15 protein-coding genes and 1 other RNA gene are annotated in these 15,620 nt (G+C 70.2%); 10 read left to right on the forward strand and 6 right to left on the reverse strand.

All coding sequences use genetic code 11. From position 1 onward, the window contains the following. Positions 1 to 160 precede the first annotated feature (160 nt). The gene (locus GBZ26_RS16880; protein ID WP_174439828.1) at positions 161 to 1,651 is read left to right on the forward strand and encodes a SulP family inorganic anion transporter; all 1,491 of its coding nucleotides are present in this window, start codon (positions 161 to 163) and stop codon (positions 1,649 to 1,651) included. A 102-nt stretch (positions 1,652 to 1,753) separates the two neighbouring features. On the opposite strand, the gene GBZ26_RS16885 is transcribed toward GBZ26_RS16880, so the two are convergent. Together GBZ26_RS16885 and GBZ26_RS16890 are read right to left on the reverse strand one after the other, a co-directional pair. Further along, positions 1,754 to 2,638, reverse strand: a complete 885-nt coding sequence (locus GBZ26_RS16885; RefSeq protein ID WP_035671375.1) for a prephenate dehydratase — start codon at positions 2,636 to 2,638, stop codon at positions 1,754 to 1,756. Between the two features lie 14 nt (positions 2,639 to 2,652). Further along, positions 2,653 to 3,456 carry a 3-deoxy-manno-octulosonate cytidylyltransferase gene (locus GBZ26_RS16890; protein WP_174439837.1) on the reverse strand — a complete coding sequence of 268 codons (804 nt, stop codon included), beginning with the start codon at positions 3,454 to 3,456 and terminating at the stop codon, positions 2,653 to 2,655. 250 nt (positions 3,457 to 3,706) lie between these two features. On the opposite strand from GBZ26_RS16890, the gene GBZ26_RS16895 reads away from it, so the two are divergent. From GBZ26_RS16895 to recR, 5 genes are all read left to right on the forward strand, one after another. After that, positions 3,707 to 4,246: a c-type cytochrome gene (locus tag GBZ26_RS16895; RefSeq protein WP_035671377.1), complete on the forward strand. Its 540-nt coding sequence runs from the start codon at positions 3,707 to 3,709 to the stop codon at positions 4,244 to 4,246. Between the two features lie 135 nt (positions 4,247 to 4,381). Further along, an RNA gene (ffs, locus tag GBZ26_RS16900) (signal recognition particle sRNA small type) lies at positions 4,382 to 4,479 on the forward strand. Positions 4,480 to 4,577: 98 nt separating this feature from the next. Further along, positions 4,578 to 6,443, forward strand: coding sequence for a DNA polymerase III subunit gamma/tau (locus GBZ26_RS16905; protein WP_174439829.1), 1,866 nt, complete (start codon positions 4,578 to 4,580; stop codon positions 6,441 to 6,443). A gap of 3 nt (positions 6,444 to 6,446) precedes the next feature. Then, complete coding sequence (locus GBZ26_RS16910) at positions 6,447 to 6,770, forward strand: YbaB/EbfC family nucleoid-associated protein (RefSeq protein ID WP_014239409.1); 324 nt, start codon at positions 6,447 to 6,449, stop codon at positions 6,768 to 6,770. A 72-nt stretch (positions 6,771 to 6,842) separates the two neighbouring features. After that, positions 6,843 to 7,436 (forward strand): recombination mediator RecR, encoded by a 594-nt coding sequence (gene recR, locus GBZ26_RS16915; protein ID WP_014239410.1) that lies wholly within the window; start codon positions 6,843 to 6,845, stop codon positions 7,434 to 7,436. Between the two features lie 167 nt (positions 7,437 to 7,603). On the opposite strand, the gene GBZ26_RS16920 is transcribed toward recR, so the two are convergent. After that, positions 7,604 to 8,797 carry a phosphoglycerate kinase gene (locus GBZ26_RS16920; RefSeq protein WP_174439830.1) on the reverse strand — a complete coding sequence of 398 codons (1,194 nt, stop codon included), beginning with the start codon at positions 8,795 to 8,797 and terminating at the stop codon, positions 7,604 to 7,606. Between the two features lie 149 nt (positions 8,798 to 8,946). Here GBZ26_RS16920 and GBZ26_RS16925 point away from each other — a divergent pair, with 149 nt between their 5' ends. The 4 genes from GBZ26_RS16925 (at position 8,947) to GBZ26_RS16940 (ending at position 13,001) form a co-directional block, all read left to right on the forward strand. Continuing rightward, on the forward strand, positions 8,947 to 10,029 hold the full coding sequence (locus GBZ26_RS16925) for a class I SAM-dependent methyltransferase (RefSeq protein ID WP_174439831.1): 1,083 nt from the start codon (positions 8,947 to 8,949) through the stop codon (positions 10,027 to 10,029). A 95-nt stretch (positions 10,030 to 10,124) separates the two neighbouring features. Next, entirely contained in the window at positions 10,125 to 11,732 is a 1,608-nt protein-coding gene (locus GBZ26_RS16930; protein ID WP_174439832.1) for a CYTH and CHAD domain-containing protein, read from the forward strand. An 11-nt stretch (positions 11,733 to 11,743) separates the two neighbouring features. Continuing rightward, on the forward strand, positions 11,744 to 12,367 hold the full coding sequence (locus GBZ26_RS16935; protein ID WP_174439833.1) for a ParA family protein: 624 nt from the start codon (positions 11,744 to 11,746) through the stop codon (positions 12,365 to 12,367). A gap of 112 nt (positions 12,368 to 12,479) precedes the next feature. Continuing rightward, positions 12,480 to 13,001, forward strand: coding sequence for a DUF4405 domain-containing protein (locus tag GBZ26_RS16940; RefSeq protein WP_174439834.1), 522 nt, complete (start codon positions 12,480 to 12,482; stop codon positions 12,999 to 13,001). An 18-nt stretch (positions 13,002 to 13,019) separates the two neighbouring features. Here GBZ26_RS16940 and GBZ26_RS16945 read toward each other — a convergent pair whose 3' ends face one another. The 3 genes from GBZ26_RS16945 to GBZ26_RS16955 all read right to left on the reverse strand — a co-directional run bounded on the left by GBZ26_RS16945 (position 13,020) and on the right by GBZ26_RS16955 (position 15,602). Continuing rightward, positions 13,020 to 13,784 carry a methyltransferase domain-containing protein gene (locus GBZ26_RS16945; RefSeq protein ID WP_174439835.1) on the reverse strand — a complete coding sequence of 255 codons (765 nt, stop codon included), beginning with the start codon at positions 13,782 to 13,784 and terminating at the stop codon, positions 13,020 to 13,022. A 33-nt stretch (positions 13,785 to 13,817) separates the two neighbouring features. Beyond that, positions 13,818 to 13,982: a hypothetical protein gene (locus tag GBZ26_RS16950; protein WP_160174793.1), complete on the reverse strand. Its 165-nt coding sequence runs from the start codon at positions 13,980 to 13,982 to the stop codon at positions 13,818 to 13,820. A 150-nt stretch (positions 13,983 to 14,132) separates the two neighbouring features. Then, on the reverse strand, positions 14,133 to 15,602 hold the full coding sequence (locus GBZ26_RS16955; protein WP_174439836.1) for a sensor histidine kinase: 1,470 nt from the start codon (positions 15,600 to 15,602) through the stop codon (positions 14,133 to 14,135). Positions 15,603 to 15,620 lie beyond the last annotated feature (18 nt).

A 15,620-nucleotide genomic window follows, 5' to 3' on the forward strand; every position in this document is an offset into this window, starting at 1 on the left:
CCCCGCCCCATTTGTTAGTGTTCTTACATGCTGCACCGCAACACGCCGCCTTGATCCTCTGATCCTTCAAAGCCCCCGCGGCTTTGAACGCCCCCGCCCCGTGCCGGCCGGGGCGCGGCTTACGGTGCCCTTTCCCGAACGGATTTCCCTGTAGGAACCGATGACTCTCGACGTGCAACGACTCCGCTCGGAGTGGTTGGGCAACACGCGCGGCGATGTCCTGGCCGGACTCGTCGTGGCGCTCGCCCTCATTCCCGAAGCGATCGCCTTTTCCATCATCGCGGGCGTCGATCCGAAGGTCGGGCTTTACGCCTCCTTCTGCATCGCGGTGACCATCGCCATCGTCGGCGGCCGCCCCGGCATGATTTCCGCGGCGACCGGCGCGATGGCGCTGGTCATGGCGGATCTGGTGAAGAACCACGGGCTGGACTATCTGCTGGCGGCGACGCTGCTGACCGGCGTCATCCAGATCGCACTCGGCGCGCTGCAGCTCGGGCGCTACATGCGCTTCGTGTCGCGCTCGGTGATGACCGGCTTCGTCAACGCGCTGGCCATCCTGATCTTCATGGCCCAGACGCCGGAGCTGATCGGCGTGACGTGGCAGACCTACGCGATGGTCGCCGCCGGTCTGGCCATCCTGGTCGGCTGGCCGCGCCTGACCAAGGCGGTGCCCGCCCCGCTGATCGCCATCGCCCTGCTGACCGCCGTGGCGGTGATGACCGGCGCCGACGTGCGGACGGTGGGCGACATGGGCCAACTCCCCACCGAACTGCCCGGTTTCGCGCTGCCCAACGTGCCGCTGACGCTGGAGACGCTGTGGATCGTCCTGCCGGTGTCCCTGACGCTGAGCTTCGTCGGCCTGCTGGAGTCGCTGCTGACCGCCGCCATCGTGGACGACCTGACCGACACCCGAAGCGACAAGAACCGCGAGGCGCGCGGCCAGGGCATCGCGAACATCGTCGCCGGCCTGTTCGGCGGCATGGCCGGCTGCGCCATGATCGGGCAGTCGGTCATCAACGTGACGTCCGGCGGGCGCGGGCGTCTGTCGGCCTTCGTCGCGGGCAGCGTCCTGCTGGTGCTGGTGGTGGCGCTCCAGGACTGGCTGGTGCGCATTCCCATGGCGGCGCTGGTCGCGGTGATGATCATGGTGTCGGTCAACACCTTCGACTGGGGCTCGCTGCGCCGCATCGCCACCGTGCCGGCGGGCTCCACCCTCGTCATGCTGGTGACGACCGGGACCATCGTGGCGACCCACGACCTGTCGAAGGGCGTCTTCGTCGGCGTTCTGCTGAGCGCGGTGCTGTTCGTCCGCAAGGTCGCCCGCCACGCCGGTGTGCGGGTCGAGGACAGCGTCGACGGGCGCCAGCGCACCTACCACGCCCATGGCCAGATATTCTTCGGGTCGGCGGACCGCTTCGTCCGGTCCTTCGGGACGCTTCCGGGGGGAGTCGAACAGGTGCTGGTCGACCTGACGCACGCCCATTTCTGGGACCTGACCGCCGTCGCCGCCATCGACAAGGCGGTGGAGCGCCTGCGCCGAAGCGGTGCCGATGTGCGGGTGGTCGGCATGAACGAGGCCAGCGCCACGCTGATCGACCGGCTGGGCCGCTTCGACAAGCCGGACGCCGCGGCGGCCGGCGTGGTGCACTGAGGGCCGGGGCGTTCTGCCCCCTCCCCTGCGAGAGCGGGGGAGGGAAGGGGCCCGCGGCGCAGCCGTGGGAAGGGTGGGGGCAAGCGCGGCCCGCCCCGTCCCTCAATCCTCGCCGATGCGCTGGCTTTCCTGGTAGCGGAAGGGGTTGGCGGGGTAGACGCCCAGGATCTTCACCTCGCCGGCGCGGGCGAAGAAGGCCAGCTCCTCCAGCGCCAGACGCAGGGAGCGCTCCTCCGGATGGCCCTCCACGTCGGCGTAGAACTGGGTCTGGGTGAAGTGCCCGCCGACCATGTAGCTTTCCAGCTTCGTCATGTTGATGCCGTTGGTGGCGAAGCCGCCCAGCGCCTTGTAGAGGGCGGCCGGCACACTGCGCACGCGGAAGACGAAGGTGGTGATGATCTTGGCCCCGGTCCCTTCGGCGGGCAGCGGCGGGGTCTTCGGCTCGCGGGACAGGATCAGGAAACGGGTGGTGTTGTGCTCCGCGTCCTCGATGCCGCCCTTCAGGATGTCCAGCCCGTAGATGTCGGCGGCCAGCGAGGAGGCGATGGCGGCGTGCTGCGGGTCGCCCAGCTTGGCGATCTCGGCGGCGGCGCCCGCGGTGTCGGCGTGGGAGATCGCCGTCAGCCCCAGCTCCCGCGTCATGTTGCGGCACTGGGACAGCGCCTGGATGTGGCTGCGCACCGTCTTCAGCCCGGCCAGAGTCGCGCCCTTCGGGGCGAGGAGCTGGTGGTTCACCCGCTGGAAATGCTCGCCGATGATGTGCAGGCCGCCTTCGGGCAGCAGATGGTGGTTGTCGGCCACGCGCCCGGCGATGGAGTTTTCCACCGGGATCATGGCGAGCGCCGCGCGCCCCTCGCGCACGGCGGCGAAGGCGTCCTCGAACGTGGCGCAGGGCAGCGTCGTCATCTCCGGAAAGACCGTCCGGCAGGACAGGTCCGAATAGGCGCCGGGCAGGCCCTGGAAGGCGATCACGTTCGAGGTCGTCATCGGGAGGTCTTCTTTTAAAGGGGGGTGCGCTTGGCGAGGATCGCGCGGGCGCGCTCCAGGTCGGCGGGAGTATCGACGCCGAGCGGAACCGCGTCAACGACGGCGGCGTCGATGCGCATCCCGAAGGCCAGGGCGCGGAGCTGCTCCAGCCGCTCCCGCTGCTCCAGCGCCGAGGGCGGCAGCCGGACGTAGCGCTCCAATGCGGCGCGGCGGTAGGCGTAGAGCCCGATGTGGTGGAACAGCGGCCCGTCGCCCCAGGGGGCGGTGGCGCGGCTGAAATAGAGGGCGCGGCCCCGCCGGGCGCCGGGCGGCAGCTCCAGGATGGCCTTCACCACGTTGGGGTCGGTGCGCTCCTCCTCCCGCGTGATTTCCACCACCAGCGTGGCGATGTCCACCTGGGGGTCGGACAGCGGGGCGAAGGCGGCGCGCACCACGGCGGGTTCGATGGTCGGCAGGTCGCCCTGCACATTCACCACCGCGTCGTACTTCCCCTCCGGGTCAAGCAGGCTGACCGCCTCGAAGATGCGGTCGGAGCCCGAGGGATGGTCGGGCCGGGTCAGCACGGCCGTGCCGCCCGCCGTCTCCACCGCCGCGGCGATTTCCGGCTCGGCGCAGGCGACCACCACCGGGCCGATCTCCGCCTCCATGGCGCGGCGCCACACCTGCACGATCATCGGCGCGCCGCCGATGTCGGCCAGCGGCTTCCCCGGCAGGCGGGTGGAGGCCATGCGGGCGGGAATGACCACGATGGGATTTGAGGGTGGGGGATTTGAGGGCGGCGGGTTCGCCGTGCCCCGGGTGTCTGCGCTGGCGTTCATGTCGGCGTTCATGATGGAACGGCCCCCTGTCGCATCGGAAAGGTGGCGCGGGTGAACCATGGATCGCCCTTTGCGTCAAGCGGCGTCACTCCAATATTCAACTGGCCAACAGTCGGGGAACCGATATTCCTGTGGCAAGGGAGGGGGCCGAAGCGGTGACAAGCCGCCGCGGTCACGCTATCGTGCGGCGGAGAACCAGCCAGCCCTGGCGACGGGCCCGCGGCACGACAAAAAAGGGGAACAAGACGTTATGAGCATGGAGTGGAACAAGATTTTCGGCGCCGTGCTGCTGGCGGGTCTGATCGCCATGTTGGCCGGCTTCGCCGCGGAAGTTCTGGTGCACCCGAAGACGCCTGAGAAACCCGCCTATGTGGTCGCCATGCCGGAGGGCGCCGCTCCGGCCCCCAGCGGTGGCGCCGCCCCGTCCGGCCCCGCCGAGATCGCCCCGCTGCTCGCCAAGGCCGACGCCGCCGCCGGCCAGTCCGCAGCCAAGGCCTGCGCCGCCTGCCACAGCTTCGACAAGGGCGGCCCGAACAAGGTCGGCCCGAACCTCTACGGCATCGTCGGCGCCCCGCACGGCCATCTGGACGGCTTCGCCTATTCCGACGCCATCAAGGGCAAGGCCGGTCCTTGGAACTACGACGAGCTGAACCACTTCCTCTACGACCCGAAGGCCTACGCGCCGGGCACCAAGATGACCTTCGCCGGCGTCAAGAAGGACCAGGACCGGGCGAACATCATCGCCTATCTGCGCTCGCTGTCCGACAGCCCGGCGCCGCTGCCGCAGTAACCCGCAGCGGTCCCATCCGGGAAACAGGCAAAAGCCCCGCGTTCCGCCGGACGCGGGGCTTTTTCGTTCCGTCTCAACCGGAAAGCCGGCAGATTGGCCTTGCATAGGGCGGCCTTATCGCCGATATAAGGCGCGGGAGGCTGGCGGCGGACGAGTCCCTCGCCAACCCGGTCAGGTCCGGAAGGAAGCAGCCGTAACGAGTTTCGGCTCGGGTCGTTCGTCCAGTCTCCCACCTTCCCCATAAAGTCCTGCAGCGAATTGAAACGGCGACAGCCCCGTGCCGTGACGCTATTCTGCGCTCCGTCGTGAAGCCGATTACCGGGCCAGCCGCGTGACCGATACCACCGTTGCCGATGCATCCTCTTCCGTTTCCGGAGCGTCCGGGGGCCTTGCCTACCGGGTTCTGGCGCGGAAATACCGTCCGAAGAGCTTTGCCGAGCTGATCGGGCAGGATGCGCTCGTCCGCACCCTGACCAACGCCATCCATTCGGGCCGCATCGCCCAAGCCTTCATGCTGACCGGCGTGCGCGGCGTGGGCAAGACGACCACCGCCCGCATCATCGCCCGCGCGCTGAACTGCACCGGGCCGGACGGCACCGGCGGGCCGACGGTGACGCCCTGCGGCGTCTGCGACAACTGCCGCGCCATCGCCGAGGACCGCCACGTCGACGTGATGGAGATGGACGCCGCCAGCCACACCGGCGTGGACGACATCCGCGAGATCATCGACGGCGTGCGCTACGCCCCCGTCTCGGCGCGCTACAAGCTCTACATCATCGACGAGGTCCACATGCTCTCCAAGAGCGCGTTCAACGCGCTTTTGAAGACGCTGGAGGAACCGCCGGCCCATGTGAAGTTCGTCTTCGCCACCACCGAGATCCGCAAGGTGCCGGTGACGGTGCTCTCGCGCTGCCAGCGCTTCGACCTGCGGCGCGTCGACGCCCAGGTGCTGAAGGAGCATTTCACCCGCATCACCGGCCTGGAGGGGGCGGGGATCGAGCCGGACGCAGCATCTCTGATCGCGCGGGCCGCCGACGGGTCGGTGCGCGACGGGTTGTCGCTGCTCGACCAGGCCATCGCGCTGGCCGCCGGCACGGTGACCGCGCAGCAGGTCCGCGACATGCTGGGTCTGGCCGACCGCAGCAAGGTGATCGACCTGTTCGAGGCCGCCGTCTCGGCCAAGCCGGCAGAGGCGATGGATCTGCTGTCCGACCTGCACCGCGTCGGCGCCGATCCGGTGGTGATCCTCCAGGACCTTCTCGACCTCGTGCACAATCTGACGCGGCTGAAGGTCGTGCCGGACAGCGCCAACGACCCCGGCCTGCCGGAGGCGGAGCGCACCCGCGGCGCCGCCCTGTCGGCCAAGCTCGGCATGCCGGCGCTGACCCGCGCGTGGCAGCTCCTGCTGAAGGGGCTGGGCGAGGTGCAGGCGGCCCCGGTGCCGCAGCAGGCGCTGGAGATGGTCATCGTGCGGCTGTCCTACGCCGCCGATATGCCGACTCCGGGCGACCTGATCCGCCAGTTCCAGAATGTGCAGAACGGTGGCGGGCAGGGTGGACAAGGCGGTGGCGGTTCCGCGCCGCGCGGCCCCGGTGGCGGGCCGGTGGCGGTGGGCGGCTCCGCCGTGCGCGCCGTCGCCCAATCACAGCCAAGCCAGCAACCGAGCCTGCAGCCGTCGCCTCAGCCCGTGCCGGCCGTGGCCGTGGCGGACGAGGAGCGCGTGGCGATGCCGCGCGACTTCCGCACGCTGGTCCAGGTCTTCGCGGAGAAGCGCGAGGGCGCGCTCTACGGCCATCTGACCGGCAGCGTCCATCTGGTGCGCCTGGAGCCGGGGCGGCTGGAACTGCGGCTGACGACCCTGGCCCCGTCGACGTTGCCGAATCGCGTCGGCCAGCTGTTGACGGAATGGACCGGCCAGCGCTGGGTCGTCATCGTCTCGGACGCGCCGGGCGAGCCGACGCTGATCCAGCAGGAGCAGGCCGCTCAGCGGCGTGCTCTGGAGGAGGCGGAGGCGCATCCGGTGGTGCGCGCCGTTCTGGACGCCTTTCCCGGCGCGAAGATCACCGATGTCCGCGACCTCAAGGCGGCGGTCGAGGCCGAGCCCCAGGTTGCGGATGACGGGGAGAATCCCGACCTTATGGTCATGCAGCAGGACGACGGGGTTTATTACCCGCTCGACGATGAAGGAGATTTCTGACCCATGAAGAACCTCGGCCAGATGATGAAGCAGGCCCAGCAGATGCAGGCCAAGATGCAGGAGATGCAGGCCCGCCTGGGCGAGGTCGAGATGACCGGCCAGTCGGGCGCCGGCATGGTCAACGTGACGGTCAACGGCAAGGGCGAGATGAAGAAGATCAAGCTCGACAAGTCGATCGTCGATCCGGAGGACATCGAGGTCCTGGAAGACCTGATCATCGCCGCCTTCAACGACGCCAAGGCCAAGGTGGAGCAGCACGTCGCCAACGAGACCCAGAACCTGATGGGCGGGATGAAGCTGCCGCCGGGCATGAAGCTGCCGTTCTGAGTTGTCATGGCCGGGCCGAACGCGGCCCGGCCGCCCTTTGAAATCCGCGAAGCCGTTTCAACGAAGCCGTGAATGATCGGACCTGAAATCGAGCGCCTGATCCAGCTCCTGTCCAAGCTGCCGGGGCTGGGGCCGCGGTCGGCGCGGCGGGCGGCGCTGCACCTGATGAAGCGCCGCGACAGCCTGCTGGTGCCGCTGTCCGAGTCCATGGCGCTCGCCGCGGAGGCCATCCGCAATTGCTCGGTCTGCGGCAACCTCGACAGCCGCGACCCCTGCTCCGTCTGTTCCGACCACAGCCGCGACCGCTCGACCATCTGCGTGGTGGAGGACGCCGGCGACCTCTGGGCGCTGGAGCGCACGCGCGCCTTCCACGGCACCTACCATGTGCTGGGCGGCACGCTGTCGGCCTTGCAGGGGGTGGGGCCGGACGATTTGAACATCCCGTCCCTGGTGGAGCGCGCGAAGGACCCGGCGGTGACCGAGGTCATCCTGGCGCTGAACGCCACGGTGGACGGCCAGACCACCGCCCATGTGGTGACCGACCGCCTGTCCGGCAGCGGGGTGTCCGTGTCCCGTCTGGCCCACGGCGTGCCGGTGGGCGGAGAACTGGACTATCTCGACGACGGGACGCTGACCGCGGCACTGAAGGCGCGGCGGCCGTTGTGAGATACGTGTTTTTGTGAGGGAAGCATTGCCCCCTCCCTAACCCTCCCCCGCTATCGCAGGGGAGGGGATGAGGCTCCCTCTCCTGCGGAGCGGGAGAGGGAAGGGGCCCGCGGCGAAGCCGTGGGAAGGGTGGGGGCCCGTCTCGACCACCCACCCCTCAACGAACCTTACTTCTTCAGCGCGGCGACGCCCGGCAGGTCCTTGCCTTCCAGCCACTCCAGGAAGGCGCCGCCGGCGGCGGAGATGTAGGTGAACTTCTCATCCACACCGGCATGGGCCAGCGCCGACACGGTGTCGCCGCCGCCGGCCACCGACAGCAGGCCGCCTTCCGACGTGCGCTCGGCGACGAGGCCGGCGACGGCGTTGGTGCCGGCGTCGAAGGGCTGGATCTCGAAGGCGCCGAGCGGGCCGTTCCACACCACCGTCTTCGCACCCTGGAGCTTCAGGCCGAGGAACTCGACCGTCTTCGGGCCGACGTCCAGAGCCATCTCGTCGGCGCCGATGCCGTCCGCCGGAACGGCGCGGTGGGCCGCACCGGCCTTGAACTCCTTGGCGACGATGAAGTCCTTGGGCAGCAGCAGCTCGCAGTTGGCGGCCTTGGCGGTCTCCGTGATGGCGCGGGCCTGATCGGCCATGTCCTTCTCGCAGAGCGAGGCCCCGACATCCACGCCCTGGGCGAAGAGGAAGGTGTTGGCCATGCCGCCGCCCAGCGCCAGCATGTCGACCTTCTTCACGAGGTTGCCGAGCAGGTCCAGCTTGGTGGAGATCTTGGCGCCGCCGACGACGGCGGCCACCGGGCGCTCCGGCTTCTCCAGCGCCTTGGTCAGCGCCTCAAGCTCGGCCTGCATCAGGCGGCCCGCGGCGGCGGGCAGATACTGGGCGACGCCCTCGGTCGAGGCGTGGGCGCGGTGCGCGGCGGAGAAGGCGTCGTTGACGTAGAGGTCGCCCAGAGCGGCGATCCGCTTGGCGAAAGCCGGATCGTTCTTTTCCTCTTCCGCGTGGAAGCGGGTGTTCTCCAGCAGCACGATGGCGCCCGGCTGGACACTGTCGATGGCGGCCTTGGCCTTTTCGCCGACGCAATCCTCGCCGAAGGCGACGGTCTGGCCGACGGCGGCGCTCAGCGCGTCCAGCACGTTGCGCAGCGAGTTCTTGGCGTCCGGGCCGTTCTTCGGGCGACCGAAGTGCGACAGCACCACGACCTTCGCACCCTTCTTCGCCAGCTCGGTCAGAGTCGGCGCCAGACGGTCGATGCGGGTCGTGTCGGAGACCTTGCCGTCCTGCATCGGGACGTTGAGGTCGGCACGCACCAGCACCGTCTTGCCGTTCACGTCGAGGTCGTCGATGGTGTTGAACTCGGTCATGGCTGCTGTCCCTGCGGGTTGAACTTTTGCCGGGCAATCCAGCACAGGGACGTCCGCTTTGCAACGGCCCGCGTGGGCGACCGGTTGCCCCATGCGGCGAAAAGACAGGGCTCTGGGCGGGCGGGACCGCCGATCCCATCTCTATCTTCATGAACAGACTCACCTCGCCGTCCTCCGCCCGGCTGGCCCCCCGGCTGGCTTATGCGGCCAGCCAGTCCGCCCGCGTCGCCTGGTTCCTCGGCCAGTACATGATGGCCGCGCGGATCGGCCGACGGATCACCGGACCGCCGCGGACCACCCCGCCCGGCGGGCGTCCGGTGCCCGGCACCCGCGCGATTTTGGAGGAGTTGCGCGCCCTGCTGGCCCGCGACCTCGCCAACATCGAGGCGGGCTACTACCGCCTGCCGCACGACCTGCTGCCCGACCCGCGCCGGCTGCTGACCGACGCCGCCGCCTTCTTTCGCGACGTGCCGGAGGTGTCGCGCCGCCGCCGCGACCACGCGGCGGTGGAGGTGCGCGCCAACCCGCCGCCTGGCAGCGGGGGGCTGCCCGCCTACTACCGCCAGAACTTCCATTACCAGTCCGGCGGCTACCTGACCGAAGAGAGCGCCCGCCTCTACGACCATCAGGTGGAGGTGCTGTTCGGCGGCGGGGCCGATGCCATGCGCCGTCAGGTCCTGGTGCCGATCTTCGAACACTTGAAGACGCGCCGCAGCGCGGACTGCCGTCTGCTCGACGTGGCCGCCGGGACAGGGCGCTTTCTGACCTTCGTGAAGGACAACCACCCGCGCCTGCCGGTCACCGCGCTCGACCTCTCCCCGGCCTATCTGCGCGAGGCGCGGCGCAACCTCGCCCCCTGGGCGCGCAGCAGCGCGCTGGTCCAGGCGGCGGCGGAGGCGATCCCGCTGGCCACCGGGTCGCAGGACATCGTGACCTGCATCTACCTGTTCCACGAACTGCCGCCGAAGATCCGCGCCCAGGCCGCCGCCGAGATGGCCCGCGCGCTGAAGCCCGGCGGCATCCTGGTCTTCATGGACAGCGTGCAGTACGGCGACAACCCGATGATGGACGGGCTGATCGACCGCTTCCCGCAGTCCTTCCACGAGCCCTTCTACGCCCATTACGCCCGCGACGACCTGCCCGCCCTGTTCGCCGCCGCCGGGTTGCGCCTGCGTGAGACGTCGCTCGCCTACATGTCCAAGCTCCTGGTGTTGGAAAAGACGGACCCCTGATTGCGGGGACTGCAACAAAAGCGTCATGGTTCTGTAACTTGACCGTGGCTGGGGCCTGTGCAAAACGGGGACCCACCGGAAACGACGGGGCACGAATGGTGGTCGAAGCGGAGTCCAACCGGGAAACCGAGCTGAAGCTGGCCGTCAGGGCCGAAGACATGGCGAAGCTCCGGTCCTGCCCGGCGGTCGCATCCCGCGCCAAGGGAAAAGCCGGCACCAAGACCCTGGAAAGCACCTATTACGACACCGCCGACCGGCGTCTGGCCGGGCGTCTGGTGACGTTGCGCGTGCGCAAGGTTGGCAACCAGTTCCTTCAGACGGTCAAGGGCGCGCCGGAGCGCGGCGAGCTCGGCCGGGCGGAGTGGGAGCATCCGGTCGCCGGACCGGCCCCCGACCTGTCGGCCATCGAATCGCAAGAGGCGCTGGACCTGCTGGGCCCGATCAGCGCGGCGGAGTTGCAGCCGCTGTTCACCACGGTGATCCAGCGCACCGTCCGCGTGGTGACGATGGGCGAGGGCGAAACCGCCACCCGCATCGAGGTCGCCTTCGACAGCGGCGAGATCCGCAGCCCGGACGGCGCCTCCATCCCGGTGTCGGAGGTGGAGCTGGAGCTTCTCGAAGGCTCCGCCGCCGCCCTCTACGAACTGGCGCTGGAACTGGCCCAGGCCGCCCCGCTGCGGCTCGACCCGCGCACCAAGGCGGAGCGCGGCTACGCGCTCGCCGACGGGACGGTGGACAAGGTGGTCAAGGCGGGCAAGCTGGAGCTCGACGGCGACGCCACGGTGGAAGGCGCGCTGGCCCGCATCCTGCGCTCCTGCATCGGCCACATGCTGGCGAACGAGGCGGTCACCCTGATCGGCGAGGACGCGGAGGGCGTCCACCAGATGCGCGTGGCGCTGCGCCGCCTGCGCTCGGCGCTCGCCCTGTTCAAGCACTTCATCCCCGCCGACTCCTACGCCTGGCTGGTCGGCGAGGTGAAGTGGCTGGGCGGCAGCCTTGGCCCGGCGCGCGACTGGGACGTCTTCCTGGCCGAACTGCTGGAGCCGGTGAAGGACTCCTTCCACCGCGCCGACGGCCACGGCAAGCCGCTCCAGGAGGACATCGACGCGCTCGCCACCGCGGCGCGCGCCCGCCGCGACCGCGCCTACGAGGGGGTGCGCGAGGCCATCCGGTCCGAGCGCTACACCAGCTTCCTGCTGAAATTCGGCGCCTGGGTCGAGTCGCGCGGCTGGCGCGACCAGCCGGTCAGCGAGCATTCCGCCCGCCTGTTCGACCCGGTGGAGGATCTCGCCGACCATCTGCTGGCGCGCCGCGCCAAGAAGGCCCGCCGCGCCGGCCATGGCTTCGCGAGCCTGTCGGTGACCGAGCGGCATCAGCTGCGCATCGCCCTGAAGAAGCTGCGCTACGCGGCGGAATTCTTCCGCAGCCTCTACGACGACAAGCCGGCCCGCCGCTACATCCAGGACCTGTCGGCCTTCCAGGACGCGCTGGGCCACCTGAACGACGTGGCGACGGCGACCCGCCTGCTGCACGAGCTGCACGACGACGGCAGCCGCCCCGAGCCGGGCGAGCCGCGCGCCGCCGGCATCGTCATCGGCTGGCACGCCCGCGGCGTGGCGGAATCCGAGACGGCGCTCCGCGGCCTGTGGGAGGAGTTTGCCGACGCGAAAGCTTTCTGGTCAAAGCCCGACCGGGAGGGGTAATCTTCGCGCCCATGCGGACCATCCTCGTCGCCAACATCAAGGGCGGTTGCGGCAAGACCACGATCGCCACCCACCTCGCCGCCGCCTGCGCCGCCGCCGGGCACAGTACGGCGCTGGCCGATGTGGACCGCCAGCGCTCCTCGCTCGGCTGGCTGGCCCGCCGCCCGGCCACGGCCTCCGCCCTGGTCGGTCTGGACTGGGCCAAGGACCTGTCCGACGCGCCGAAGGGCATCCAGCGCCTCGTCATCGACGCGCCGGCCGCGCTGAAGACCAGGCAGATCGAGGATCTGGTGCGGATGGCCGACGTCGTCGTCCTGCCGGTGCTGCCCAGCGCCTTCGACGAGCAGGCGACGCAGCGCTTCCTCGGCAAGCTGGAGGAGCTGAAGTCGATCGCCAGGAACCGCAAGTCGGTGGCGGTGGTCGGCAACCGCCTGCGCGCCCGCACCAAGGCGGCGGACCGGCTGGACCAGTTCCTCGGCGGGGTCGGGCACAGCGTGGTGACGCGCCTGCGCGACAGCCAGATCTACGCCGACGCCGCGGCCTCCGGCCTCAGCCTGTTCGACCTGACCGGCAAGCGCGCCGCCGAGCACCGCGCTGACTGGGAACCGCTGCTGGCCTACATCGAGAAGGCGTGAGCGGGAAAGGCGCCGTTACAATCTGTTACGTTCGGCGGTGGTGCGGGACATCAAGCGGTTACAATCCGGCCCCATTTTGGCCGCATTCCGTTCAACCCGCGAGCCGTCCCCCATGCCATCCCTCACCTCCACCATCACCCGGCAGATCGTCACGCCGGTGACCATCGTCCTGTTCGTCGTCTCCACGGTGACGGGAATCATGCTGCTGCTGCACTGGAACGGCAATCTGGTGCGCTTCTCCCACGAATGGCTCAGCGTCGGCTTCTCCGCCATCGGCCTGTGGCATCTGGCGCGCAACTGGACGGCCTTTCTTCAATATTTCAAGCGCAACGTGGCGCTGTCGGCCTTCGTGGTCAGCGTCGCCGGATCGCTGGTCTTCACGGCGATGACCGGGACCCCGGCTTCCACCGGGGGCCCCGGCGCGATGATGCGGGCGGTGGCGAACGCCCCGCTGGCGACGGTGGCGCCGGTCTTCGGGCTGGATCCCGACAAGGCCATCCAGGCGCTCAAGGCCGCCAACATCGAGGCGCAGCCCGGCGAGTCGCTGTCGGCCATCGGCACCCGCGCCGACATGAACGCGGTGGGCGTGGCGAACATCCTCACCGCCGCCAAGCAGCCCCGGCCGGCCTCGTGACGCTTTGGAGCCCCCCGCCTACACCCGCGCCACGAGGAACAGCCGCTTGAAGGGAAACAGCGTGCGGCCGTCGGGGCGCCGGGGATAGGCGGCGTCCAGCCGGGCGCGGTAGGCCGCCAGGAAAGCGTCCAGCTCCGCGCCCGCCAGCGTGTCGAGGACGGGCAGCAGCGTCGTGCCGCGCGTCCATTCCAGGACCGGGTCGTCGCCCTCAAGAACCTGGAGATACTCGGTTTCCCAGAGGTCCAGCCGGCGGCTGAGCGGGGCGAGCCAGTCGTAATAGACGTCGGGCGCGTGCACCGGTGCGGTGCGCAGGACGGGCGCCAGCCGCTCGGCCCAGGGGCCGTCCGCCGCCGTCTCGTAGAGCAGGCGGTGCGAGGGCGCCTCGAAGTTGCGGGGCATCTGCACGGCCAGAACCCCGCCGGGGGCCAGCGCCCGCAGCAGCTCCGGGAACAGCCGCTCGTGCCCGTCCAGCCAGTGCAGGGCGGCGTTGGAGATCAGCAGATCGACCGGCTGATCAGGACGCCAGACGCCCAGATCGGCCTGGAGCCAGCGCACGCGGGACGGCGTGGTCCGCGCGCGCTCCAGCATGGCGGGGGAATTGTCCACCCCCAGCACCTCGGCTTCCGGCCAGCGTTCGGCCAGCCGACGGGCGAGCTGCCCGGCCCCGCAGCCGAGATCGACCACCGTCCGCGGGGTCAGGGAGGGCAGGGCCGCCACGAGGTCGTGGGCCGGGCGGCGGCGCCAGGACTCGAACCGTGCGTACTGTTCGGGGTCCCACGGCATGCCCGGCCTCCACCGGTTGAAGGGGTGTCGCGGTTATTCCTGCTCGCGCTGGCGGGCGATCTGCTCGTCCATGTGGTTGTAGTGCTTCGTGACCATCATGAAGATCGTCCCGATGCAGCCGATGGCCAGCAGCCAGCCGCCATAATAGAACGCCGTGTCCGCCGCGCGCGACGCCGCCAGCAGGCCGATGAACGCCATGAAGCCCAGGATCCCCCCGGTGATCCACTTGCCCGTGCCTTCCAAAGTCCCGTTCCCTTCCTTCGCTGCCGGTCCCGCGCGGGGCGTGCGCCCGGCGGGATGCCGACGGGTTGACCGTGCCGCGAATTCTGGTGGAGCGGGCGCCGGAAATCAATCCGGGATGGGCGAATCCGAGGTGGGCATTTCGCCCACCCGGCCGGCGCCCTCCACGACGAATCCGGGGGGAAGCTCCAGGGCGAAGACGGTGCCCGCCGCGGTGCTCTCCACCAGCCGCAGATCGCCGCCATGGGCGCGCAGCACCTCCCGCGCGATGGCGAGGCCCAGCCCGACGCCGCCCGCCCTTGCGGAGCCGGCGAAGGGCTGGAACAGGTTGTCCCGCGCCCGCGGCGGCAGGCCCGGCCCGTCGTCGGCCCCCAGCAGGAGCAGCCCGCCGCCGGGCCGGTTCTCCACCATCACCGTCACCGCTCCGGCCCCCGCCTGCGCCGCGTTGCGCCCCAGATTGACCAGCGCGCGGGAGAACTGGGCGGCGTCGGCGCGGACGGTCAACCCCTCCGGCACCCGGTTGTCCCAGCGCAGCTCCGCCCGCTCCCCATCGGAGCGCACGACGTCCGGGCGCAGCGCGGCCAGCGCCGCGGCCCCGGCCTCCTCGACCAGCGGGCGCAGCGGCACCGCGGTCCGCGCCAGGGGCAGCAGGCCGTCGCGGGTGTAGGTCATCGTCTGGCCGCACAGCTCCACCGCCCGGTCGATGGAGGCCATCAGCCGCGGCGTGACCCGCCGCACCTCCGGATCGGCGCTCTCGGCCAGCCGCTCCGACAGCAGGGCGGCGGTGGACAGGATGGCGCGCAGGTCGTGGTTGATCTTGGCGACCGCGGTGCCCAGCGCGGCCAGCCGCTCGCGCTGGCGCAGCGCGCTGCGGATGGTGGTCTGCATGTCGGCAAGCTCGCGCTCGGCCACGCCGATCTCGTCCGTGCGGGCGCTGGGCTGGAAGGGCGGCGTGCCGTCCGGGTCGCGGCGGATGGCGACCAGCCCCTCGGTCAGGCGGCGCATCGGCCGCACCAGCAGCCGGGTCAGCGAGACGAAGACCAGAACCGCCGCGATCAGCGAGATCGCCACCGACAGCGCCAGGATGCGGCCCGAGAAATCGACCATCGCCTGGATCATCGGCCGCTCGTCGATCACCATCTCGACCTGGAAGGCGGGGTCCTTGGGCGACGGCCCGATCACCCGGATCACCCGGTCGCGCCGCTGGGCCAGCGCCATGAAGGCATCGGCGGCCAGCCGCGGCGCCATGGTGGCTCGCAGGTCGAAGACGGCGTCCACCGTCGGCGGCATGGAGCGGGACAGCATGTAGACGCGGCTGTCCGGCCGGATCAGCTCCACCGCGTGGGCGCCGACATGGGCGAGCAGCTCGTTCTGAAGCTCCATCGCCACCATCATGTCCGGCGTCGCCTCCACCGACAGGGCGGCGAGATGGGCGGCGGCCAGCCGCTCCTCCAGATAGGTCAGGCGGTAGCGCGCGATGGACGGCGTGTAGATCAGCACCTCCGCCAGCAGGACGAACAGCACGGTCAGCACCAGCAGCTTGGCCGACAGGCTGCGCGTCACGGAAGGCAGGGGCATGGGCGGCGTCCGGGGGCA

This window comes from Azospirillum formosense (genome assembly GCF_013340925.1).
In the GTDB taxonomy this organism is placed as follows: domain Bacteria; phylum Pseudomonadota; class Alphaproteobacteria; order Azospirillales; family Azospirillaceae; genus Azospirillum; species Azospirillum formosense.